Here is a 22,673-nt window from a genome sequence, read left to right as displayed (position 1 = left end):
CGCTTCTGTCGATTAAGGTAACAAAATGTAGTCATCCTTGATGACGTGTTCCTGTGCCGGGGTTACACTGGCGGTCTGCCCTTAAGAAAAGGATGAACCGTGAGCTTTACCGTCGCTAAAAAATTGCGTATTGGCCTGATTGCAAACCGCTCTCATCAGGATGCACAGGATTCCGCCTTAGTTCAACTACTGCGCGGTTCACGTCAGGCTATCACATTCCTGCAACCGGAGTTTGTCGTCGTCGGCAGAACGCTGGATGCGATGGTTATGCATGGTCTGCTGGATATTTGCCAGCATGTTGAACGTTTTCCTTATGGTCGTGACGGCGGCCTGATGAAGCTGGTCTCACGCGTTGTTGACAGTGATCCGGCCAAAGCGGTGGATGCGGTGATTTATTTGATTGATCCGGTCGATCCATCGTCTGTTTTTCCAGAGGCAGTCGCATTAAAACGGCAATGTGTGATTCACAGGAAGCCATTTCTGGCTACGCTGGCCGGCGCCCGCGAATGGCTGGAACTGGAAGCGACAGTCAATGGCGCTCCCACCGATCCCGCACTCAACGCCAGCTTCGCATTGAACAATGAAGGTATTGCGCTGATTGCACACGATGCCATGAAAGAAAAAATGCTGGCGCTGGCAGAAAAGCATTTCAATGTGCTGGATAAATTTGCGTATCGGTATGCGACCGGCACCACTGGTGGTCTGCTGAATCAGTTAGCAAAAAAAATCAAAGGCGAAGCAGGACGTGACTGGGTTCAGCCCTTTCTTTCCGGCCCGCTCGGCGGCGACGCCCAATTAGCGGAACTGGTGCTCGACAGAAAAATACGGCGCATCCTGTTTCTGGAAGACCCTCATGTCGCTCGTCAGCATGAAGCAGATATCCAGTTACTCGAACGTGCCGCCCGCACTGTGACCGATTTCGCGCAGGTCTTCAGCGAAGTGGAAGGTGCAGATCGCTGGCTGACCTTCCTCAGTGAGCGATCCGCCGCGTGAGCAAAGAAAGAGGCTGCCACTGATATTTTCTGCGGTGGACAGTGCCTTGATTACAACTGATTGATAAGCAGATATTGAATCAGTACAATCGCGTACCACTATGCTGCACCATGCGGCCTGGTCATGATCAATCTCCCGGCAATCAAGGACGCACGATGACACGTAAATATTCAGATATGAACCAGCACGATGCACTGTACAAAGTCGCGCGTGCATATCCGGGTGGGCTGGAAGCGCTGGCGCTGCGCATGGATATTTCCGTCAACGTCCTCAGAAACAAACTGGCACCCGGAATTGACTCGCACTATCCTTCGTTTGAAGAACTGTCGATCATCATCGAACACTGTCATAACGCGGGAGTGAAAGAAGCGCATCTGCCATTGCACGCCTTGCTCGGACGCCACGGCATGGCTGCATTTGTCGTACCGGAACCGGATGAAGTGTTGAAAGATGATCTGTCACAAACGGTATGCCGCGTCATGAGTCAGGTTGGCGATGTGGCGGAAGCAGTCTCCACGGCGCTGCTTGATGGCGTCATCACCGATGCCGAAGCTGATCTGATAGAGCGTGAATTTCAGGGCGCCTTAACCGCGCTCGGCGAATGGCGCGCCCGCATCCGCGCCCATCGCAAGTCTCAGGAGTGAGTCTCTGCGCTACCCGCAGCTCTGTTTTACAATAGTGCTCCTGCTGACATTTCCAATACCATGTCTACCGAGTCTCAACCTGCACGTGCACGTCCAACATCTTTAGCAGACATTTTCTTTTCATTCACCGTGCTGGCATTGCAGGGCTTTGGCGGCGTCGTCGCGATCGTGCAAAGAGAAATGGTGGAACGCAAACGCTGGCTGACCAACGAAGAATTTGTGGAGGATTGGGCGGTTGCGCAAATCATGCCCGGCCCGAACGTCATCAATCTTTGTCTGATGATAGGCAACCGCTACTTTGGCCTGCCGGGTGCATTGATGGCGCTGGCCGGTTTATTGATGATTCCCTTGATCATCGTGTTGCTGATGGCAGCGGTATACGTTCAGTTTGCGCAACATCCCGGCGTCGCTGGCGCCTTGCGCGGCATGAGTGCCGTAACCTCCGGGCTGATTTTTGCGACCGGTCTGAAACTCGTTCCTGCACTTCGCAATCACCCGCTGACCCGGCGTCTGGCCTTGCTGTTCAGTGCGCTGTGTTTTGTTTGCGTTGCCCTTCTTAAACTCCCACTGGTTTATGTATTGCTGGGGCTGGGTGCGATCAGCTGGGCGCTGGTGTTCAGGAAGCTGAAATAATGAGCGAAGCAATCCATCCGGTTTTACACATCAGCATGAATTGGGGCGACTGGTTTCATCTGTGGCTGCATTATCTGATGCTGTCCTTGTTGTCGATCGGCGGCGCGGTATCAACACTGCCGGACATGCACCGTTATCTGGTCGATCAGCAACACTGGCTGACGGATGCGCAATTCAATGCCTCGATCGCGATTGCACAAGCCGCACCAGGGCCGAATGTCTTGTTTATCGCCCTGATGGGTTGGAATGTCGGTATCAACAGCGGCAGCATGTGGGCGGGCTTACTCGGTGTGCTGATCACGATGTCAGGCATTCTGCTGCCAAGTACCACGCTCACTTACATGGCTGCCCGCTGGGGCCATGAAAACCGCGATCTGCTCGGTGTGCGCAGTTTTAAACTCGCAATGACGCCTATCGTCATCGGTCTGCTGCTTGCAACAGGCTGGATCATGGCGAGTTCACACAATGTTGTGGCGCGCGACTGGCCATTATGGCTGCTCTCGGCAGCATGTGCCTTCGTGGTCTGGCGCACCAGCCTGCATTTGTTGTGGCTGCTGGCGGTGGGTGCGCTTTTGGGTTGGTTCGGGCTGGTTTAAACAAAACCCAGAGTACGGTTGCTGGCGTTGTAATTCACCAGATTGGGCAACAACATCAGTAAATTACTGTCGGATACACCCAGCCATTTACCCAATGTTGCGGCGTACTGATCAACTGAAGTCGTCGGCAGCAAACGTCCCTGACCAACATCATCCGGCCCATTCGACGCAACGACAGGCGGTGTGCCGAAATAACGCTGACCATTCACCGCCCCCCCCATCACAAAATGCATACTGCCCCAGCCATGATCCGAGCCATCATTATTACCACTCAGCGTACGGCCAAAATCGGACGCGGTAAACGTGGTCACCCTGTCCGCGACACCTAACTCTACCGTTGCGTTATAAAACGCCGCCATGCCATCTGCCAGCGTTTTCATCAGACCGGGATGATTCGCAACCAGACCGTCATGCGTATCAAAACCACCCATAGAAACAAAAAACACCTGACGCTTTGCACCGAGTGTCGTCGCGCTGGAAATCATACGGGCGACTAATTTCAGTTGATCACCCAGACTGTTTTTCGTCGGGAATGGCGTGTTCAGTACAGGTGCGCCGGCCAACGCCGAAGACAAAATGACATTCGCATCAATTGCCCGTTTCGTCACGCGGTTATATTCATTTTCAAATAAATGCGTGCGGCTTTGGGTGATTAAATTTTGTAAGGCAGCAGAGCATTCTTTCGAGCCAAACATGGATGTCTGCAAGGCCGATAGCGGCACTGATCCGCTGGTCGATACCTGATACTGCACCGCTGTATTTCCGGATAAATACACGGCGTTTCCGGAAACGTTGATACAGGTAAACGTCGAATTTGTATTCGCAGCCTGAAACAGATCGCCCATACGGCCGCCCCAGCCCGTACGCGCGCCTTCGGCAGAGCTCGACTGCCATACCGATTGCTGATCGTTATGCGAAAACAGTTTCGGCGGCAAAGGCGCGCTCTTGTTTGTGTACTGTAATTTAGTGGTCGGTTGTACCAGCGTGCCCGTATTCAGGATCACGCCCAATTTACCGGCATTGAAGATCGGCATCAGCGGTGCAAGATTCGGTGCCAGCGCATATTGATGGCTGACCCCGGCGCTGTCTTTCGGATCGTTGAGCGAGGTCAGTGCCGTCGCCGTCAGCGTATCCCGCGCATACGCCAGAGTCGGGCGCAAGCTTGAATACGCATTGTAGGAGCTGGTATCGTAAGGCACCAGGGTATTCCCGTAATCATTGCCGCCATATAAAAAAACACAGACGATGGCTTTGTAATCCGTTGCGGTGGCCGCTGCAGCCTCGGACATCGCCGCCAGATTTAAGGCCCATGGCGTCGCAATACCGGCCACTGATAAAGCTGAAGCGCGCTGCAAAAAAGCACGGCGGGATGCATTCATCCCGGTTTGATCGGTCATGATGAATTCCTTATTTGATGACGAGAAATTCTGGCGCAGCCAGAACCAGGGTCAGTGCGGCATAAATGCGATTATTTTTGCGCGCATCCGTACCGGTTGGCATGGTGTTGACTGCCGTGGCAATATTGTTCAGCGTTTCATCGCTGATTTGCCCCGCTGCCAGCACGATATTGATTTCTTTCAGCAGCGCCGGTGCATTTTCAGCTAAGGGCAACAAGCTGCTGTAATCGGGGATTAAATCCGTATTCCCAAGACTGACCAGGCGCTGCATAAAATTCACATAACCGACCACGGTTGATTCATTGGTGATCTGAAATTCCGGTGCGACCAGAGATGCAGCACCGATCGCGCTATTCGGCGGCAAATAACCGGGACGGAAAAAATTAAAGACCGATGAAGAGCGCGAAGGACTTTGCCCGAGACGGGTCGCCGGATCGCTGGTATTACCGATACTCCAGTTACCACTGACGGACGATAACTTATACGCACGCGCCCATGCCAGCAAACGCAACACCGGTTCGCGCAATTTGCCGGATTGCGGATTACTGAGATTGGCTGCGTTGCGCGCTTCATCGTCCAGCAGTAGCGCTTTGACCACCGCGCCCAGATTGCCTTTCACTCCTTTTCCATCGTTCAGAAATACACTCGCGACACGCTGCACATAAGCTGGCGTCGGGTTGCTGGTCACCAGTCGTTGTATCAGCTGACGGCAGATAAATGGGGCAACATTCGGATGCGCAAAAATAATATCCAAAGCCGCTTTTAAACTTTGCGCCCCGTTTAAGCCGGCAGGCACCGTCGCACCCAGAAATGTCGATGCGCCTGTTTCATGGCGACTATCGACCTGCGTCATCGGACGCCTTAAAAAATCCGGCGTGTCAGTTTTGCTGGTGGATAAATCAAAATCCCAACCGGTAAAAACTCTGGCCAGACCGGTGATGTCGTCAAGGGTATAGGTTTCCTGCTGCACGCCGTTCACGGTCAGTGGTGTGCCGTCGGGATTGAGCTTGAGCAGCCCGATAGAAAACAATTGCATCAGTTCGCGGGCGTAATTCTCGTCAGGCAGCGCACCGGTTTTAGCGTTGTATTTGGTGTTGCCGCGATACGTCAGGTATTGCCCCATTGCGGCACTGGTGGACACGTTTTCCAGCAAAGTGCGGAAATTGCCAAAACATTGCGCTTCCAGCAAATCCAGAAACTGAGCCGCAGAAAATGCCTGCCAGCCAGCGCCAACCAGACCATCAATCCCGACCACGATAATTTCTGACAAGGCAAACGTGACGCGCTGACGTAAGGTATCTGGCGCGTTAATCAACTTGTACCAGACCACAGAATCAAAACCGTTCTGGGTAAAAATATTCGCCGCAGCGTTAAAGCCTTTGGCTACCAGCCAGTCCCAACGGGTCTGGGAAGGCGGCATCGCCATCTGCTCGTCTATCCATGCCGCATAGCCAATCGCGCCGACGCGGGCAATCTGTTCGCGGGTCGCACCGGTTGAGGCCTGTGCCAGAAACCGGGATGCCTGAATATCGGTAACCGGCGGGGCACTGATAACGGGAGGAGTGCTGTCCGTAGTGCCAGTGGTTCCGCCACCGCCGCCGCAGGCACTCAACAGGGTGGCTGATGCCAGCGCCGCAGCAGGCAAACCCACGCTGGAATTTTCATGCAGGCGGGACAGATCCCCCTCGAGAACGTTCTCATCTTCAGTTTGAACCAGCATGTATTTCTCCCTCTGTATGCATGCAATGCCAGACACCGTTGGCGAATCCGGAACAGCATAGAAGACAGCCGCTGGATTCGCACACTGAATTTGTATGCGCTCTTCACAAAATGAACGCATAAAACCGCTACAAAATCAGCGATTTCATAGGAGAATAGCGCAGTCGCTGAAAACCACGACATTAATTCTTGTTACATATTCGTTTCCGAAAACAACTTCATGTAGAGGATGCCTGCTACCAAATCATCAATCTTTGTTACAGTCCGTGCCACAGATTAAGGTATCCTTGCCAACCTGCCATCCAGAAATTCTTGACCGCCATCCATGAAGTTGAGTATCGAAGCACCAGAAAATGATCTTGCCAAGTCTGGCGAAATTCATCTGCATATCCGGTTTCGACCCGCCAATTTCGTAGGTATCGTGATTGTTTTGATCATTCATGCCTTGCTGCTGTACTTCTTACTGAATATGCATCCGGTCAAGAAAAAAAAGCAGGGCGATGACGCCGCCTCACAAAATGCCATCGTTCTGATGCTGGATAAGGCAACCGTCGCAAAAATGGCTGCACCTGAACCCAAAAAGCCGGTTTCCAAGCCCGTAGTCATTCCACGTCCGAAAAAATCCATCGTCTCACCGGTAACGCCGCCGGTAGCACCGGTTCAGATGGCGCAAACAACCGTCACACCGCCCACGCCCATCGTTCAGGCACCACCTGAGCAAGATATGATGAGCATGTTGAATGCTGCACGTGAACGACGCCGTGCGCAGGATCCGTCGAATCAGGAAAATGCGGCAAATCAGCCTGGACGCGGCATGAGTCCGCAAGAAGTCGCAGAAGCCAACGTGCGTCGCAGTATGCAGCAAGCGAATGGCCGTGAAGGTACGGGCGGGGTATTCGAGATCAAAGACAAAAACTTACGCACGGCGACCTTCACCTTCCGTGGCTGGAAACCGGGCAGACAAAACAGCTACAAAAAGACGATAGAAGTGGATGCGGGTCTTGGTGGCGATATTGAGATCGCCATCATCCGCCGTATGATCGTGTTAATCCGTGAAGAATATCAGGGTGACTTCAGTTGGGAATCACACCGCCTTGGCCGGGTTGTTACCTTATCAGCCAGACCGCAAGACACCGCAGAGCTGGAAAATTTCATGATGAAAGAGTTTTTTGGCAGCGGCCGTTAGCCCTTCAGACACAGTTGCGCGATCAACCGGGTACACGCCTGCGCCAACTGCGACGCCACCAGCGAAGAGCGAGATTTTTTAAGGCACACCAGAATCGGACAGCCATAGTGGGTTCTGGCAGTTGGGTCAAAATCTCACTACGACGCCGGGCCGATATCTGTATCCAACCGCTGTGCTCAACAGCATAGACAGCACCTTCCGGCATGTAAATTTGCGTTGTGTAAGCGTAAGCGTCAACCTCCAACGAGGGAATCCAAATAACGACCTGGCCGACACTTAAATGTAATAAAGTCCCGGCGGTAACATACACCTGAAGCGACTGTGTGGATTGCAAAGTAGTGATATGCATGCTGAGCTCTCATCTGAAGATATGCACACAGAATAGGTCAGGGCAAACAGCCATAACAGACACAAAAACGCACAGACTGCATCGGTGCAAACCAGAATTCCGGCATCTGTTATTGTGTCTATTCACGCTAACTGTATCTGTTCATCCTGTATGGCGGAGAGGATCATCGTCGCATGTCCAAACACAGCACATTTCAACTGTACAACCCGAATCACGAGAATGATTTACCTCTGCCTTTATACCGACGGCTGGCCAATCATTATTTATCAGCGATGAAGGCAGGCACGCTGGTTGTCGGTGATCGTATGCCGTCTGTGCGCAAGCTGATGCAATTGCATACCGTGAGCTTATCAACCGCTTTGCAAATGTGCCGCCAGCTGGAAACTGAGGGATGGCTGGAAGCGCGCCCGCGCTCGGGTTATTTTGTGCGTCAGCCAAGACGCATTAATCTCGTGCCGGCAACAGAGCCACCCATCAATGCGCCGATTGACCCGGCGCAGTTCGTCGGTATTCACGAGCGAGTGTCGGCCATCATCGCGCAGGGCCAGCGTCCGGTGAACATCAATTTCGCCAGAGCCAACGGTGAGCCGGATATGTATCCACAGGAAGAGTTAAAAAATCTGGCCATACGCTTGCTGCGACAGCGGCCGCAATTGCTGACCAAGGCGATCTCGCCGGGCGGCAATAAAGAACTGAAAGCAGCATTGGCTAAGCGCGCGCTGGGCATAGGCATGAGCATCAAGCCCGATGATGTCGTTGTTACGATGGGTTGTATCGAAGCCTTGAATCTGGCTTTACGTGCAGTGGCGCAAGCCGGTGACGTCATCGCGGTAGAGTCGCCGACGTTTTATGGTCTGCTGCAAGTGCTCGAGAGTCTGGGGATGAAGGCGCTGGAAATTCCGACCAGCCCGCAAACCGGCATCTCGATAGAGGCGTTGGAGTTGGCAATGCGCACCTATGACAATATCAAAGCCGTCGTTGTCGTGCCGCATTTGCAAAATCCTTTGGGTAGCATCATGCCGGATAGCCATAAACAAAGACTGGTTGCCCTGTGTGAAACGCAGCAAATTCCCTTGATTGAAGATGATTCGTACAGCGCCTTAGTGAATGCCGACGCGACACCGGTCAGCGCCAAACACTGGGATAAAACCGGCAATGTGATTTATTGTGCGTCCCTGCATAAAATTCTGGCACCGGGCTTGCGCGTAGGCTGGATGGTCGCCGGACGCTGGCACGCCAGAATCAGCATGTTGAAATATGCCCAGACCCGGTATAACGAGGAATGGTCCCAAATCGTGCTGGCTGAATTTATTAACTCCAGCGCCTACGACCGCCACCTGCGGCGACTGCGCCATGTTCTGACTCAGCAACGCGAACGCACCGCCGAAGCGATTGCTGCCTATTTTCCTGAGGGTACGCGCCTGACGATACCAGATGGTGGCGTTTCACTCTGGATAGAAATGCCGCATCAGCTTTCGTCGCAAGCTGTATTTGAGGCGGCGTTAGAACAGGGGATATTAGTGTCGCCAGGTTTGCTGTATTCAAACTCGAACCGGTTCGATCATTTCCTGCGTTTAAATTGTGGCAAGCATTTCACGCCGGAATTGGATAATGCCCTGCGTCAGTTGGGACACATCATCACGGCCATGGCGCGACAACGTCAACATCAGGAACGGCACATCGCGGCTTAAAACTGATCCGGCCTGAAAATAAACACATATTCAGGCTAGATTTTCTACACTCAGCACCCCGCTTGGCAGATTGGCAATCGTGTGGAAACCCACAATTGCCCGGACTTGCCTATTTTTTGATAATGCTCTCGGTTAGAAATCATCGTGATTGATATGGCGCATTCATTCCCGCCATCAAATTCCACAAAATTAACGGAGACGGCAAATGAATAAGCCACCAATCTACAAATCCCTGTATTTTCAGGTGATCAGCGCCATTATCATCGGCGTTTTATTAGGTCACTATTACCCTGATTCCGGCGCGGCAATGAAACCGCTGGGCGACGGCTTCATCAAGCTGATCAAGATGATGATTGCACCGATTATTTTCTGTACCGTGGTGATCGGTATCGCCGGTATGGAAGATATGAAAAAAGTCGGTAAAACCGGTGGTATGGCGCTGCTGTACTTTGAAGTTGTCAGTACGCTGGCGCTGATTGTCGGGCTGGTCATGATCAATCTTGTCCAACCCGGTGCTGGCATGCATATCGATGTGAATGCGCTCGATACCAAAGGAATCGCAGCCTACACTGCTCCGGGGAAAATGCAGACAACGACCGAGTTTCTGATGGCCATTATTCCGACAACCATCGTCGACGCATTTGCCAAAGGTGAAATTCTGCAAGTCTTGCTGATCTCGGTATTTTTTGGTTTTGCACTGCATCGTTTCGGTGGTCGCGGCACGCTGGTTTTTGACTTTATCGAAAAATTTTCGCATGTCTTATTCGTCATCGTTGGCTACATCATGAAAGCGGCACCAATTGGTGCGTTCGGCGCGATGGCATTTACCATCGGTAAATTCGGTGTTTCCTCACTGCTGTCACTCGGTTATCTGATGGCGACTTTTTATGGCACCTGCCTGATTTTCATTTTCGTTGTCCTCGGTACTATTGCTAAGTTCCACGGTTTCAGCATCTGGAAATTCGTCAAATACATCAAGGAAGAATTACTGATCGTACTCGGGACCTCTTCTTCTGAATCCGCGTTGCCAGGCATTATTGCGAAACTGGAAAAACTGGGCGTGAAAAAATCCGTCGTTGGTCTGGTTGTTCCGACGGGTTATTCATTCAACCTCGATGGCACCTCGATTTATCTGACGATGGCAGCCGTGTTCATCGCACAGGCAACCGATACGCCGATGAGCCTGATGCAGCAAATCACTTTGCTGGCCGTACTGTTACTGACATCCAAAGGCGCGGCGGGTATTACCGGCAGCGGCTTTATCGTGCTGGCCGCCACCTTATCTGCGGTAGGTCACGTGCCGGTTGCGGGTCTCGCTCTGATACTCGGTATTGACCGCTTCATGTCAGAAGCCCGCGCTTTGACAAATCTGATCGGGAATGGCGTTGCAACTATCGTCGTGGCAAAGTGGGGAAATGACGTCAACATGCAGCAGCTGGAAAACGGTCTGAATTCAGTCAATCCAGTGGACAGTGATGATTACGAAGCGATGATGGATGTACCACGGCATCGCTGATCGGTTGATGATCAAAAAAAAGCGGACATTAGTCCGCTTTTTTTATGAGCGCAAATTATCGTACGCAAATGAGAATGCGCTATTTTTTCAGGTGACGCATCGCCAGCAAGAGCGCAAATAATTGTACTGTTGCCGCCATAAAAAAAGGCGCGCCAAGCATCCAACTACCGCGCGGAAAATGACTCACCTGTGCCAGCAAAGCAGTGCCAGTGAGTGTCGCCGCAACGCTCATAATACTCGCCAGAGCACTTAGTGAACCCATGGCTAAGCCTTGCGAACGCGCATTCACAGCACGGGAGAAAAAGGCCTGTAAAGCTGGCCCGGAAGCAAATGCCAGCATATTGCACAGGATCAGGACATACATCATCCAGCCCTGCGTGGCCACGCCGTACAGACTCAGCGCAATACACGAAGACGTGAGGCCAAACAAAACAGCATTCGCATCACCGACACGCTGTATATAACGCGTCAGAAAAACACCTTGCATCAGCACACTGGAAATACCGACCATAAACAGGGAAAAACCATTTTGCATCGGCGTCCAGCCGAAACGTAATTCCGTCGATAAAACCCAGGTCGTTTGCAAAATAAACTGGGCAAACATCGACAACGCATAAACCCATACCAGCGGCCCGACGCTCTGTAAATGCGCAAGCCCGTTCAGTCCGGCAAATGGGTTGGCCGATAACAGTGAAAAGGCTTTACGGTGTTCCGGCGATAAGGATTCAGGCAAAGAGAAATAGCCGTAGACCACGTTTGCCAGCGACACAAGAGCCGCCAGATAAAACGGATAATGAATGTGGACTTCACCGAGCAGCCCGCCGATCACAGGTCCGCAGATAAAACCAAGACCAAACATCGCACCAATTTTTCCCAGCGCCTTGCTACGATTTTCCGGTGCGCTGACATCCGCAATATAGGCCGTTGCGACAGACAGATTACCCGCAGTCACACCGCCTAAAGCCCGGATAAACAGCAGCCAGTAAATGGATGTTGCCTGAGTCAGTAAAACAAAATTCAGCCCCAGTCCAAATACACAGGTCAGCAACACCGGACGGCGACCAAAGCGGTCACTCAGTGCGCCGATCACAGGAGCAAAGAAAAACTGCATCACACCGTAGATGGCGACAATCGCGCCATACCAATATGCCTGCATATCGCTCTGCAGAGTAAACGACGCCACCAACCGGGGCAGAACAGGAATGATCAGACCGATGCCGAGAATATCCAGAAAGACAGTAATCAGCACAAAACGCACATTCGTCGACAAAGACGTTTGCTCAGAAGAATCCGGTGGAGGCATCTGCACTCTCTTTCGATACAATAAAAATTCAGGGATCAATTTGCGGTGTCGCCGTCTTACTTGCATTCTCAGGCGGAGGTTTGCATAGTATATGATTAACCCTGACAACATGCTTCACGGGAGTTAACATGGCCTTATTTGATCACTTTCTGGTGATTGCTTTACTGGTTGCGATCAGTGCATTTTTCTCGATGGCAGAAATTTCTCTTGCCGCAGCGAGAAAAATGAAATTACAGGTACTGGAATCAGAAGGGGAGTCGCGCGCAACGAAAGTACTGGAGCTGCAACAGGCGCCCGGTCATTTCTTTACTGTTGTACAGATCGGCCTGAACGCGGTCGCGATACTTGGCGGTATTCTGGGTGAACAAGCGCTGACGCCGTATTTCTCGACCGTATTCCACGCGATGTTTGGAAATAACAGTTGGGTCGATACCGCAAGTTTTCTGACATCGTTTGTCTTTGTTACTTCTATTTTTATTCTGTTTGCGGATCTGATTCCGAAAAAGCTGGCAATGATCGCGCCGGAATCAGTAGCAATGGTGGTCATTACCCCGATGCGTTTGTGTGCCCGCCTGTTTAAGCCGCTGGTCTGGATATTCAATGGCTTATCCAACCTGATTTTCAAATTGCTGAATTTACCAACCGTGCGGGATGAACAGATTACCTCGGATGAAATTTATGCGATGGTGGATGCCGGTGCTGAGGCAGGGGTATTGCAGGCACGTGAACACCACATGATAGGCAATGTGTTTGAACTGGAAAGCCGCACCGTTCCGAGCGCGATGTCACAGCGCGACAGCATCGTATTTTTTACCTTGCAAGACACCGATGCCGTGATACGCCAGAAAATTGCGGATAATCCGCACAGCAAGTTTCTGGTCTGTGACGGCCACATCGATAACGTGGTTGGTTACGTCGAATCCAAGGATATTCTGAAGCGAGTCCTGACTAATCAGGCGTTTTCCAAAGTGCAGGAACTGTCGATCAGAACCGCGCTGGCCGTACCCGATTCACTGACTTTATCGGAGATGCTTGAGCAATTTAAAGGGACGCGCGAGGATTTCGCCGTGATCCTCAATGAATACGCGCTGGTTGTCGGTGTTATCACACTCAATGATGTCCTGAGTACGCTGATGGGAAATCTGGTGCATCCGTTTCTGGAAGACCAGATCGTCCAGCGCGACACGAACTCGTGGCTGATTGACGGTGCGACAACGATAGAAGACGTTTGTCGTGCTCTGAACATAGATTCCTTGCCCGGGCAGGGCAGCTATGAGACTATTGCGGGCTTCATGATGACGATGCTCAAAAAGATACCGAAGCGTACCGATTTCGTGATGGTAGACCGGTATAAGTTTGAAGTTGTCGATATCGACCATTACCGTATAGATCAGTTGCTGGTCGTTCTTCAGCAAGAACCGTCAGCAACACCGGAATAAAGGCTTCTGTATAGAGGTCACTCATTTTCAGCGCCGCCAGCATCAGGTTGACGGCGTTTTCGTTTTTTATCAGGATGTTTCATGTCGCAAGCTTGTGGAGTAGATTTTGGTACCTCAAACTCAACCGTGGGTTGGCATCGTGGCGCGCAATCCGTTTTGCTGGCGCTGGAACAAGATAAGCTGACTTTACCATCGGTCATTTTCTTCAATGCCGAAGAACATGAAGTCAGCTATGGACGTGCCGCGTTGGCGAACTATCTGGCTGGGTACGAAGGGCGCCTGATGCGCTCGATGAAAAGCTTGCTGGGCACCAGTCTGATCGACGGTCAAACGGAAGTCATGGGCAAGCCACTGGCATTTCGCGATTTACTGTCGCAATTTATTGGTGAACTGAAAAAACGTGCCGAACAATCCGCCGGACAATCGTTTGAACATGCGGTATTCGGTCGCCCCGTCCATTTCATCGACGATAACCGCCAGGCTGATCAGATCGCCCAGAACACGCTGGAAGATATTGCCCACGCAGTTGGTTTCAAAGAAGTACATTTTCAGTTTGAACCTATCGCGGCCGCCTTCGATTATGAGTCGCGCATAGAAAAAGAAGAGTTGGTTCTGATCGCCGATATCGGTGGTGGTACTTCCGATTTTTCGCTGGTGCGTCTGGCGCCGGAACGCGCTCATTTACTGGATAGGCATGACGATATTCTGGGTAATGGCGGTATCCATATCGGCGGTACGGATTTCGATAAATATCTGAGTCTGACGCACATCATGCCCTTGCTGGGTTTAGGCGGCAGACTGGCGAATCAGACCGATGTGCCATCAAGTTATTATTTTAATCTGGCGACGTGGCACACAATCAATCTGGCCTACACGCAAAAAGTCTGGCGGGAATTACAGGATGTATATCGCGATATACAAAGCAGCGATGTACGTCAACGCTTTGAACGCTTATTGAATCTGGTCGAAGACCGGGATGGACACTGGCTGGCGATCAAATCGGAAGAAGCAAAAATTTTATTGTCGGATCAGGATGCCATTAATCTGCCGCTGGAACGCCTGCGCAGCAAACCGGTATCTGTGCCCTGTTCACTGATACTGGAGCAAGAAGGTTTGCAATCAGCCATCGGCCATCTGAGCCGCGATATTGCACAAGCTGTCGCCAAAGTATTGCAGCAGGCGGGTATTCACCCAGATCAGGTGGATACAGTCTTCTTTACGGGTGGGTCGAGTGGCGTGCGCGGTTTGCGTCAGCAAATTGCTGCGATTGTTCCGAACGCGCGTAAGGTGGAAGGCGATTTATTCGGCAGTATCGGTGCAGGCTTGGGATTAGATGCGGCACGACGATTCGCCTGACGATATCAAAGATACCGATTAAAAAAGAAAATGGGCATCCGATGAAGGTGCCCGTTTTATTTTGCTTCTGAATGTTTTATGGCTTGTCCATCATGCCGGGAGCATCACCGCGTTTATGTATTTGCCGCGCCATGTGGCTCTGCATTTTGTGCTGCAGGCGACGATGGCTTTCATCAAAAATCTTTTGCTGTTCAGGCGTCAATGTTGCATAGAAAGTCTTGGTAGCAGCCAGACGATCCTGTAATGCCGCTTGGTGCTCTTTCATTTTTTCCAGCATTTTTTCCATGCGCTGCGGTGTGGTCAGCTTATCCAGCTCTTTAAAATCTTCGCGCTGCGGCATGGCTTTAGGCGTGACCGATTGTATGAATGTTTTCCACGCGGGCTCCTGTGCTGCCGTAATCTTTAAGGTATCGTGCAGCTCTGCCTGATGCTTGGCAAAACGTTCTTTCATCTGCTCTGGATTTTTACCAGGCTCGCCCATAGGATGTTGCGGACGCGGAGGAACGTCCGGTGCAGTTTGTGCCAACGCTATCGCACTGACGCCACAACAGGAAGTAAGAACAACTGCCAGCAAAGTTTGTTTGAAATTTTTCATCATTTATCTTTCTGAATGCACGGAAAAAGCTCAGACTTTGCAGATACTTATTTTTTAAACAGGACTGACGCAAAATTGCTCCGGCAAGGCATGGCAACGCAGACAGTACGAATAGTACGGCCAGGAGCCATAACGCCGCTGGGGCGGTTTTGCGTCAGTCCTATAAAATAAAACAACTGCAGTTGAGCAACATTAACCGTTACACATCTTGCCGGGGTAACAGTCAACGGCCTCATTGTGCTTGCGTCTTGTAACCGGTAAATATCAATTACGTTCAGGTTTGTATCTCTGTGTAACAACGCCGGAACGCGTGTCCTTCCGATGTTTCGTACTATGTCGGCAAAGCGTTATCATAACAAGACGATACAAACCCACAATGCCTTTCACGGAGACCCGGTTCATAATGAAGACCATGGATACCTCAAATAAAATACTCATTGTTGACGATGACCGCGATATCCGCAGTTTACTGGCTGAATATCTGGATCAGAACGGCTATTCCGCTGTCATGGCGGCAGATGGCACCGCGATGTGGGCGGCATTACAGGAACATCAATTTGAACTGATCGTCCTCGACCTGAATTTACCCGGAGATGACGGTCTGACTTTATGCCGGAATCTTCGCAGCAAATCGACGATTCCCGTCATTATGCTGACCGCGCGTGGCGAACCTTTAGACCGGATACTCGGGCTGGAAATGGGTGCTGATGACTATCTGCCGAAACCATTCGAACCACGCGAATTACTGGCACGCATACGCAGTGTGTTAAGGCGGACACAAAATAATCAGCTGGGCTCGAATAACGACGGTTTGCAAAAACTGAAGTTTGCCGGCTGGGTGCTGGATATGACGGCTCGTCATCTGATCGCCCCGGACGATATGATCGTTTCCTTGTCCGGTGCCGAATACAGGATGTTGAATATTTTTCTCGAACACCCGAATCGCGTTCTGAATCGGGATCAGTTATTGAATATGACGCACGGCCGCGATGCCGATCCTTTTGATCGTTCTATCGATATCCAGATCAGCCGTCTGCGCCAGAAACTCCGGGAAGATGCGCGCTCTCCGCAAATCATTAAAACGGTTCGTAACGGCGGCTATGTGCTGGCGGTGACTGTAACGGCAGAGAAGCACTGATGGCGATGTTGTCGTCAATGTGGGGGCGGGTCTTTGGTGCGCTTCTGATCGGTGTTTTATTATCCGCCACCCTGACAGTATGGCTGGCCTTTGGTGAGCGCGAAAAAACGCTGATGCAATACCGTGAATCACATTCTATCGACAGGATAGAACAGTTAATCAGTGCGCTCGATACCTTGCCCACAGCAAACCGCGAGAGTTTTCTGGCGACGGCTCCGCGATTGGGGTTACAAGTCACCACATTACCCGAAAATATCAGCGATACCGGGCCGCGCTCGGATTACGCCAGAGCTGTCAGCGAACGGCTGGGTCGGAATTTCCGCGTACTGTCTCTGCCGACTGATCCGTCAACCTGCCCGCGTCCACCCAAAAATGCCGTGCTGATGCGGGTGCCATGTGAGGCTCTCAGTATTACCTTGCACGATGGCACCGTGTTACGTCTGACGGTGATGCCACCAAAAACACCAGCGCCACCGCTGCGTGATGATTTCATACAATATTTCTTTTTATTTCTGACCTTCATTGCAGTATTAGCCTTGATTATCGCCAGAATGACGATGCGTCCCCTGCGCCATATGGCAGAAGCGGCCACGGCGCTAGGGCAAGACATTAATCGTCCGCCCTTACCTGAAAAAGGTGCCAGCGAAATCGTCACCGCAACGCGGGCATTCAATGCGATGCAGGCCCGGATACGCCACCATATTTCACAGCGCACACATATGCTGGCGGCGATTACTCACGATTTACAAACGCCCTTAACCCGTTTGCGTCTGCGCCTGGAAAAAGTCAGTGATGCTGAATTACGCGAAAAATTGATCGGTGATTTATCCGCCATGCAGATGATGATCAGGGAAGGGTTGGATCTGGCGCGCAGTATAGAAAGCAGTGAAGCGCGCCGACCGCTGGATATTGATTCACTGCTCGACAGTGTTTGCAGTGACGCCAGCGAGGCGGGGCAAGACGTCAGTTTTTCAGGATTGCCAGGAATAACCGTCCTGGCCAAACCTCAGGCGCTGCGCCGCTGCCTGACTAATCTGATTGATAATGCTGTCAAATACGGACATTACGCAAAAGTCAGTATGTCAAAAGAAAAAGAAGGCGGCAAAGACGTTTTACAGATTTTCATACGGGACGGCGGCGCAGGCATTCCAACGGAACTGCAAGAAAAAGTATTCGAGCCGTTTTATCGCATGGAAACATCACGCTCGCGCGAATCCGGCGGTTCTGGCCTCGGGCTGACCATCGCGCAAAATATCGCACAACAACATGACGGACAACTGCACCTACGTAATCTGCCCGAGGGCGGTCTGGAAGTACGCCTGACCCTGCCCATTCAGAATCCGCAATAACTGTCTGCCAGAAAGCCCTATAGTCACATAGTCGCGGGCTTTCCGGCACTCGCCTCATGATATGAGGACAGTCATCATACTAATGGCACCGAGATCCATACCATCCACTACGATCTCGGTCTTGTCATGACCATTTTTACTTCCCATCACATACAGCAACGGCAGAAAATGTTCAGAGGTCGGTACGGAGAGTGCCGCATCCTGACCGAATTGCTGGTAATTCACCAGTTTTTCAGTGTCATCTTCAAGAATGGCCTTGCGCATGACATTATTGAAGCGGTGCGCCCAGTCAAAACCGGGCGACTGAAAAGCCATACGGCGTAAATTGTGCACCACATTGCCGCTCGCCATCAGCATCACGCCCTCGTCCCGCAAAGCCGCCAGTCTCTGTCCCAATTCGAAATGCCAGCTGGCCGGCTGGGTCAGATCCAGACTCAGTTGTATCACTGGAATTTGCGCCTGTGGATACATTTTCACCAGTACCGACCAGGTACCGTGATCCAGCCCCCATTGCTGATCGAGTACCACCGGTAACGGTGCAAGATGTTGTGCAATATGCTGCGCCAGCGCCGGATCGCCGGGAGCCGGATATTGAATGTCAAACAAGGCTTGCGGAAAACCACCGAAATCATGAATCGTCTGCGGCTGCTTCATTGCCGTTACCGCCACACCACGCGTCATCCAGTGTGCCGATATCATCAATATCGCTTTTGGCACAGGAAAACGTTGCCCCAATGCCTCCCAGGCCTGGGTATAAATATTATTTTCGATGGCGTTCATGGGGCTGCCATGTCCGACGAAAATGGCTGGCATGCGCTGTGACTGAGTCATAAATATAAGTCCTGACAGTGATCTGGTTTTGAATCTATCAACAATATATGTAACCTGAGGTCAATTATTGCAAGCACAAACCGGTATCAGTCAGGCACACAAGCTACAGATAGTTAACAGTAACGGGCTCTAGGATAGAATATTTTTGAAAAGCAGGTAGGGAAGAACATCAATGCAATTCAACCACAAGGTAGAATCACGCAAAAATTAGAAAGGAATTTCATGATCAGTCTTCAGCTTGGCGACGTCAGCCATATCATCCAACTCGCGATTGCCCCCGTTTTTCTGCTGACCGGTGTTGGCACCAAACTGGCCGTACTGACCAGCCGTCTGGCAAGGATTATCGACCGAGCGAGGGTGGTGGAAAATTTACTGCAGACAAACACAACGGTGGGTCTCGAAGAGGAACTGGTTGAATTATTTCAACGCTCACATCTGATTAATCGTGCGATTACGCTGAGCACAACCTGCGGCTTATTGATCTGCCTGGTGATTGCGGCGTTGTTCGTCGGGGATGCGATTGGTTTAAACCTTGATAAACTGATTGCGGGTCTGTTTGTTGGCGGTATTTTGTCGCTGATCGGCAGCTTTGTTTATTTTATGAGTGAAATTATCGTTGCAACAAGAACGCTGGATCGCCAACATCAACGCGACAGAATCAGACATTTGCAACGCTGATTCTGTCGTCGACATATCGCTTTCAGTTCTTGGGCTGTACCTGCACCAGCAAATCGACACTGGCACTTCCGGGGTTGGCCACGGTAATCGGAAAATAGTCTGCCGACACCCGGAAGCTCAGCGTTGTCGCGACAGATACGGTCGGCGCGATAAAACCAGCAATCTGGGAATTCGTACCGACCAGTGTCACCAGCGGCGTATTTGTCTGTGTCCAGCTGAAATACAGCGGCGATGATCCGGTGTAATTCGGTGTTTCCGCTTTCAACTGTACGCTGGCTCCGCTCTGCACTACCTGTACCAGATTGTATGAAGTTAATGTAATCGGTGGCAGGGCGCTGACAAAGAACACCACATCTTTTTGTTTAACGGTATCTGCCGAAGTACCATCCGCAGCAATCGGAGCAGTAGATGCGTTCAAGGTAAATACATAAGTTGATGTGGTCGTGACGACGCTGGGAAAGACAACGCTGGCGACGCTACTGGTCGGGTTGTAGACCGTCAGCGGGGTAGCGCCCGCCGGACCGGATTTGAATTGCCACAGATAATAAATCGTACCACTGACTTCTTTGCCATTAACGTCATACATCGTAGTTTTGCTGCCATCCAGCGCCACCGCAGCGCCGGGTTGCACGGTGCCGCCACTGTATGAAATCGGGACGATCGTCGGCTTGAGAACAGGCGTGATCGTGATTTTCTGTGTCGCGGTACCGGTCTTTTGTTTATCGTCAGTGACACGGCATTGCAACTTGACGGTCGTGGCATCTTTCACTACGGGTGCGACAAAACTGCTGCTGGCACCAGTCGTGCTCGCCAGAGAAATCGTCAGACCGGCTGCATCTTCGACCACCCATTGATAGGCATAAGCGGCGCCACTGGTGGCGGGCGTTCCGCCACTACCAGCGCAACTCAGGCTGACCTTATCACCGGAAGTCACGCTCGCGTCAGCACCGGTCTGCGCCACGGGATTATTGGTCACCGAAGCGGATTGCAGTACCTTTAATGTCGTCGACGTGCTGGAGGTATTTCCCTTTGCATCAGTTGCCAGCAAGGTCAGCTTATAAGTGTAGTCGGCAGTCAGTTTTGCGGGAGGCGTCAGTTGCAAGGTGCAACTCGCCGAATTGCCCGAGGTCTGCATCGTTTTACAGTCGGCATTCGTGATCGCTGTCAGCGGATTGGCACCCAGCGTCAGAGCCTCGGTCTGCCAGGACATTTGCGTTATCTGTCCCGCAGAGCTGCTGGCCTGCCCGACAAAGCTGAGTGCGTCGCCAACTGACACCGTGGATGCAGAGGGCACGCTGACAGCAACCGGGGTGCTACCAGCGCTAGTGCTGCCAGTCCCGCCTCCACCACAAGCGGACAACAGTATGCTGATGGCACTGAAAGTAATGAATCTGCTGAAAACCACGGTAACTCCGATATGAAAATTGAGACTGACAGCACATTGTAACGTCAGCAGTAAAACAGAATATGTTCAAAATTACAAAACTCAGAAATTAGTTCCAATTTTACGAACGATCATGCAATTCCAGCCGAAATATGGCACTCTAAATAAAACACTATTCCAAGGAGACTCTGAATGAATACCGCTCACTACGTCCATTGGCCAAAAGGGCTGCCGCACCATTTGATCGTCCCCTCCATCAGTGTGTATGAAAATCTGCAGATTTCCGCGCAACGTTACCCCGATAAAGCAGCGATCATATTTTACGACTCCGTGCTGACTTATCGTCAGCTACATCAGGAAGTGCTCGCTTTAGCCGGATATCTGCAACAGGTTTGCGGTATCCAGCGTGGCGACCGGGTGTTGCTGGATATGCAGAACAGCCCGCAGTTCGTCATCGGTTTCTACGCGATTCTGCGGGCGGATGCGATGGTCGTGCCAGTCAACCCGATGCTGATGACGGACGAACTTGATTACTACATTAAAGACAGTGGCGCCAAAGCCGCACTGGTGTCGCAGGATGTCTTTCCACGATTAGCACCACTCGTCGGCAGCACGGCACTCCGGCATGCAGTGGTGGCGACATACTCAGATCATCTGACTTGCGACACCACACTGACCGTTCCTGAGTTCGTTAAAGCCGCAGCCGATGTACCAGCGTCGCCTCAGATCACGCCATGGAAAACGGCGATTGCAGCAGCCCTGTCTCCCGCCGCACATCAGGCAATACCGGATGATCTGGCCTGCATGCCTTATACATCTGGCACAACAGGGCATCCGAAAGGCTGCATTCATACCCATCGCTCGGTCATGTTCAATATTGTCGCCAGCCCGACCTGGTCCGGCCCTATCGTGCCGAATAACGTCGCGCTTGCGGTGCTGCCTTTCTTTCATGTCACCGGCATGCAATCCGTCATGAATGCTTCGCTTTACTGTGGCGGCACGCTGGTGATTTTGCCACGCTGGGACAGAGACGTTGCGGGACAACTGATTACCCGCTACCACGTCACAAACTGGACACTGGTGCCATCGATGATGATAGATTTTTTATCGAATCCACGTCTGCCGGAATATGATATTTCCAAACTGACGCGCGTATCCGGTGGCGGTGCTGCGATGCCGGCGGCAATCGCACAAAAATTGCTGGATCTGTCAGGTCAGGTATATATGGAAGGTTACGGTTTGTCTGAAACGATGGCGCCATCACATCTGAATCCGCCACAAAGAATGAAACAGCAATGTCTGGGCATACCCTTTTTCAATGTCGATTCCCGCGTTGTTGACCCCATTACGATGCAGGAAGTCAGACAAGGTGAGACCGGCGAGATCTGGATACACGGCCCGCAATTATTTCAAGGCTATTGGAATGATCCGGAAAAAACCGCCGATGCGTTCGCTGAACTCGACGGTAAAAAATTTTTCCGTTCCGGTGATCTCGGCTATATCGATGAGGAAGGTTTTTTCTTTTTTACGGACAGGCTGAAACGCATGATCAATGCCAGCGGATTTAAAGTCTGGCCAGCCGAAGTCGAATCCATGATGTATCAGCATCCGGCTATACAGGAATGCTGCATCATCGCAGCACGGGATACGTATCGCGGTGAAACCGTGAAGGCGCTGATAGTCAGAAAACCTGGTGCAGTGATTCACCCGGAAGAAATCATCACCTGGGCGCACGAGAAAATGGCGGCTTATAAAGTGCCACGTCTGATTGAGTTTGTCGAGACGCTACCCAAATCCGGTTCGGGCAAAATCATGTGGCGCCTGCTGCAAGAAAAAGAAGCCGCAAACGCGGCTTAACAGACTGAGAAACATCCGC

20 protein-coding genes are annotated in these 22,673 nt (G+C 51.6%); 13 read left to right on the top strand and 7 right to left on the bottom strand.

Features of this window, described 5'->3' with window-relative positions; all coding sequences use genetic code 11:
* Nucleotides 1–99 precede the first annotated feature (99 nt).
* The 4 genes from H8K38_RS07495 to H8K38_RS07480 all read left to right on the top strand — a co-directional run bounded on the left by H8K38_RS07495 (nucleotide 100) and on the right by H8K38_RS07480 (nucleotide 2,866).
* Nucleotides 100–993 carry a methylglyoxal synthase gene (locus H8K38_RS07495; protein WP_186884162.1) on the top strand — a complete coding sequence of 298 codons (894 nt, stop codon included), beginning with the start codon at nucleotides 100–102 and terminating at the stop codon, nucleotides 991–993.
* 155 nt (nucleotides 994–1,148) lie between these two features.
* Nucleotides 1,149–1,637 carry a phage regulatory CII family protein gene (locus tag H8K38_RS07490; protein WP_186884161.1) on the top strand — a complete coding sequence of 163 codons (489 nt, stop codon included), beginning with the start codon at nucleotides 1,149–1,151 and terminating at the stop codon, nucleotides 1,635–1,637.
* 60 nt (nucleotides 1,638–1,697) lie between these two features.
* Nucleotides 1,698–2,270 carry a chromate transporter gene (locus tag H8K38_RS07485; RefSeq protein ID WP_186884160.1) on the top strand — a complete coding sequence of 191 codons (573 nt, stop codon included), beginning with the start codon at nucleotides 1,698–1,700 and terminating at the stop codon, nucleotides 2,268–2,270.
* Nucleotides 2,270–2,866 carry a chromate transporter gene (locus tag H8K38_RS07480; RefSeq protein WP_255422865.1) on the top strand — a complete coding sequence of 199 codons (597 nt, stop codon included), beginning with the start codon at nucleotides 2,270–2,272 and terminating at the stop codon, nucleotides 2,864–2,866. Before H8K38_RS07485 ends, H8K38_RS07480 begins: the two co-directional genes overlap by 1 nt.
* Here H8K38_RS07480 and H8K38_RS07475 read toward each other — a convergent pair.
* Together H8K38_RS07475 and H8K38_RS07470 are read right to left on the bottom strand one after the other, a co-directional pair.
* Nucleotides 2,863–4,263, bottom strand: coding sequence for a DUF1501 domain-containing protein (locus H8K38_RS07475; protein WP_255422864.1), 1,401 nt, complete (start codon nucleotides 4,261–4,263; stop codon nucleotides 2,863–2,865). The two genes, H8K38_RS07480 and H8K38_RS07475, sit on opposite strands and share 4 nt — an antisense overlap.
* Nucleotides 4,264–4,273: 10 nt before the next feature.
* Nucleotides 4,274–5,983 (bottom strand): DUF1800 family protein, encoded by a 1,710-nt coding sequence (locus H8K38_RS07470; protein WP_186884159.1) that lies wholly within the window; start codon nucleotides 5,981–5,983, stop codon nucleotides 4,274–4,276.
* A 324-nt stretch (nucleotides 5,984–6,307) separates the two neighbouring features.
* On the opposite strand from H8K38_RS07470, the gene H8K38_RS07465 reads away from it, so the two are divergent.
* On the top strand, nucleotides 6,308–7,168 hold the full coding sequence (locus H8K38_RS07465; RefSeq protein ID WP_186884158.1) for a hypothetical protein: 861 nt from the start codon (nucleotides 6,308–6,310) through the stop codon (nucleotides 7,166–7,168).
* A gap of 22 nt (nucleotides 7,169–7,190) precedes the next feature.
* Here H8K38_RS07465 and H8K38_RS07460 read toward each other — a convergent pair whose 3' ends face one another.
* Nucleotides 7,191–7,517 (bottom strand): hypothetical protein, encoded by a 327-nt coding sequence (locus tag H8K38_RS07460; RefSeq protein WP_186884157.1) that lies wholly within the window; start codon nucleotides 7,515–7,517, stop codon nucleotides 7,191–7,193.
* Nucleotides 7,518–7,690: 173 nt separating this feature from the next.
* Here H8K38_RS07460 and H8K38_RS07455 point away from each other — a divergent pair, with 173 nt between their 5' ends.
* Together H8K38_RS07455 and H8K38_RS07450 are read left to right on the top strand one after the other, a co-directional pair.
* Entirely contained in the window at nucleotides 7,691–9,208 is a 1,518-nt protein-coding gene (locus tag H8K38_RS07455; protein WP_186884156.1) for a PLP-dependent aminotransferase family protein, read from the top strand.
* A 205-nt stretch (nucleotides 9,209–9,413) separates the two neighbouring features.
* Complete coding sequence (locus H8K38_RS07450; protein ID WP_186884155.1) at nucleotides 9,414–10,724, top strand: dicarboxylate/amino acid:cation symporter; 1,311 nt, start codon at nucleotides 9,414–9,416, stop codon at nucleotides 10,722–10,724.
* A 79-nt stretch (nucleotides 10,725–10,803) separates the two neighbouring features.
* Here the strand turns inward: H8K38_RS07450 and H8K38_RS07445 are convergent, their stop codons facing one another.
* On the bottom strand, nucleotides 10,804–12,027 hold the full coding sequence (locus tag H8K38_RS07445; protein WP_186884154.1) for a TCR/Tet family MFS transporter: 1,224 nt from the start codon (nucleotides 12,025–12,027) through the stop codon (nucleotides 10,804–10,806).
* 128 nt (nucleotides 12,028–12,155) lie between these two features.
* Here H8K38_RS07445 and H8K38_RS07440 point away from each other — a divergent pair, with 128 nt between their 5' ends.
* Together H8K38_RS07440 and H8K38_RS07435 are read left to right on the top strand one after the other, a co-directional pair.
* A complete protein-coding gene (locus H8K38_RS07440) occupies nucleotides 12,156–13,466 on the top strand; it encodes a hemolysin family protein (protein ID WP_186884153.1) in 1,311 nt (436 codons plus the stop codon).
* Nucleotides 13,467–13,547: 81 nt separating this feature from the next.
* Complete coding sequence (locus H8K38_RS07435) at nucleotides 13,548–14,822, top strand: Hsp70 family protein (RefSeq protein ID WP_186884152.1); 1,275 nt, start codon at nucleotides 13,548–13,550, stop codon at nucleotides 14,820–14,822.
* Between the two features lie 76 nt (nucleotides 14,823–14,898).
* Here H8K38_RS07435 and H8K38_RS07430 read toward each other — a convergent pair whose 3' ends face one another.
* Nucleotides 14,899–15,420, bottom strand: a complete 522-nt coding sequence (locus H8K38_RS07430) for a Spy/CpxP family protein refolding chaperone (protein WP_186884151.1) — start codon at nucleotides 15,418–15,420, stop codon at nucleotides 14,899–14,901.
* A gap of 409 nt (nucleotides 15,421–15,829) precedes the next feature.
* Between H8K38_RS07430 and H8K38_RS07425 the strand changes: the two genes are divergently transcribed.
* Both H8K38_RS07425 and H8K38_RS07420 read left to right on the top strand, forming a co-directional pair.
* Entirely contained in the window at nucleotides 15,830–16,555 is a 726-nt protein-coding gene (locus H8K38_RS07425; protein ID WP_186884150.1) for a response regulator, read from the top strand.
* The gene (locus H8K38_RS07420; protein WP_255422863.1) at nucleotides 16,555–17,904 is read left to right on the top strand and encodes an ATP-binding protein; all 1,350 of its coding nucleotides are present in this window, start codon (nucleotides 16,555–16,557) and stop codon (nucleotides 17,902–17,904) included. The genes H8K38_RS07425 and H8K38_RS07420 overlap by 1 nt, the downstream gene beginning before the upstream one ends.
* A gap of 54 nt (nucleotides 17,905–17,958) precedes the next feature.
* Here the strand turns inward: H8K38_RS07420 and ygiD are convergent, their stop codons facing one another.
* Nucleotides 17,959–18,735, bottom strand: coding sequence for a 4,5-DOPA dioxygenase extradiol (gene ygiD, locus H8K38_RS07415; protein WP_186884149.1), 777 nt, complete (start codon nucleotides 18,733–18,735; stop codon nucleotides 17,959–17,961).
* A gap of 222 nt (nucleotides 18,736–18,957) precedes the next feature.
* Between ygiD and H8K38_RS07410 the strand changes: the two genes are divergently transcribed.
* Nucleotides 18,958–19,413: a DUF2721 domain-containing protein gene (locus H8K38_RS07410; RefSeq protein WP_222610784.1), complete on the top strand. Its 456-nt coding sequence runs from the start codon at nucleotides 18,958–18,960 to the stop codon at nucleotides 19,411–19,413.
* A gap of 22 nt (nucleotides 19,414–19,435) precedes the next feature.
* Here H8K38_RS07410 and H8K38_RS07405 read toward each other — a convergent pair whose 3' ends face one another.
* Nucleotides 19,436–20,818 (bottom strand): hypothetical protein, encoded by a 1,383-nt coding sequence (locus H8K38_RS07405; protein ID WP_186884148.1) that lies wholly within the window; start codon nucleotides 20,816–20,818, stop codon nucleotides 19,436–19,438.
* Between the two features lie 171 nt (nucleotides 20,819–20,989).
* On the opposite strand from H8K38_RS07405, the gene H8K38_RS07400 reads away from it, so the two are divergent.
* Nucleotides 20,990–22,654: a long-chain fatty acid--CoA ligase gene (locus H8K38_RS07400; protein ID WP_186884147.1), complete on the top strand. Its 1,665-nt coding sequence runs from the start codon at nucleotides 20,990–20,992 to the stop codon at nucleotides 22,652–22,654.
* Nucleotides 22,655–22,673: the final 19 nt, after the last annotated feature.

This window comes from Undibacterium sp. FT79W (assembly GCF_014284215.1).
Lineage (GTDB): Bacteria > Pseudomonadota > Gammaproteobacteria > Burkholderiales > Burkholderiaceae_D > Undibacterium > Undibacterium aquatile.
This window is presented reverse-complemented; position numbering and strand designations above follow the sequence as displayed.

Bases quoted from the DNA above. Each gene is read 5' to 3' on its own strand.
- H8K38_RS07490 (WP_186884161.1), top strand. From the start codon at position 1,149: ATGACACGTAAATATTCAGATATGAACCAGCACGATGCACTGTACAAA.
- H8K38_RS07485 (WP_186884160.1), top strand. From the start codon at position 1,698: ATGTCTACCGAGTCTCAACCTGCACGTGCACGTCCAACATCTTTAGCA.
- H8K38_RS07480 (WP_255422865.1), top strand. From the start codon at position 2,270: ATGAGCGAAGCAATCCATCCGGTTTTACACATCAGCATGAATTGGGGC.
- H8K38_RS07475 (WP_255422864.1), bottom strand. From the start codon at position 4,263: ATGACCGATCAAACCGGGATGAATGCATCCCGCCGTGCTTTTTTGCAG.
- H8K38_RS07470 (WP_186884159.1), bottom strand. From the start codon at position 5,983: ATGCTGGTTCAAACTGAAGATGAGAACGTTCTCGAGGGGGATCTGTCC.
- H8K38_RS07465 (WP_186884158.1), top strand. From the start codon at position 6,308: ATGAAGTTGAGTATCGAAGCACCAGAAAATGATCTTGCCAAGTCTGGC.
- H8K38_RS07460 (WP_186884157.1), bottom strand. From the start codon at position 7,517: ATGCATATCACTACTTTGCAATCCACACAGTCGCTTCAGGTGTATGTT.
- H8K38_RS07455 (WP_186884156.1), top strand. From the start codon at position 7,691: ATGTCCAAACACAGCACATTTCAACTGTACAACCCGAATCACGAGAAT.
- H8K38_RS07450 (WP_186884155.1), top strand. From the start codon at position 9,414: ATGAATAAGCCACCAATCTACAAATCCCTGTATTTTCAGGTGATCAGC.
- H8K38_RS07445 (WP_186884154.1), bottom strand. From the start codon at position 12,027: ATGCCTCCACCGGATTCTTCTGAGCAAACGTCTTTGTCGACGAATGTG.
- H8K38_RS07440 (WP_186884153.1), top strand. From the start codon at position 12,156: ATGGCCTTATTTGATCACTTTCTGGTGATTGCTTTACTGGTTGCGATC.
- H8K38_RS07435 (WP_186884152.1), top strand. From the start codon at position 13,548: ATGTCGCAAGCTTGTGGAGTAGATTTTGGTACCTCAAACTCAACCGTG.
- H8K38_RS07430 (WP_186884151.1), bottom strand. From the start codon at position 15,420: ATGATGAAAAATTTCAAACAAACTTTGCTGGCAGTTGTTCTTACTTCC.
- H8K38_RS07425 (WP_186884150.1), top strand. From the start codon at position 15,830: ATGGATACCTCAAATAAAATACTCATTGTTGACGATGACCGCGATATC.
- H8K38_RS07420 (WP_255422863.1), top strand. From the start codon at position 16,555: ATGGCGATGTTGTCGTCAATGTGGGGGCGGGTCTTTGGTGCGCTTCTG.
- ygiD (WP_186884149.1), bottom strand. From the start codon at position 18,735: ATGACTCAGTCACAGCGCATGCCAGCCATTTTCGTCGGACATGGCAGC.
- H8K38_RS07410 (WP_222610784.1), top strand. From the start codon at position 18,958: ATGATCAGTCTTCAGCTTGGCGACGTCAGCCATATCATCCAACTCGCG.
- H8K38_RS07400 (WP_186884147.1), top strand. From the start codon at position 20,990: ATGAATACCGCTCACTACGTCCATTGGCCAAAAGGGCTGCCGCACCAT.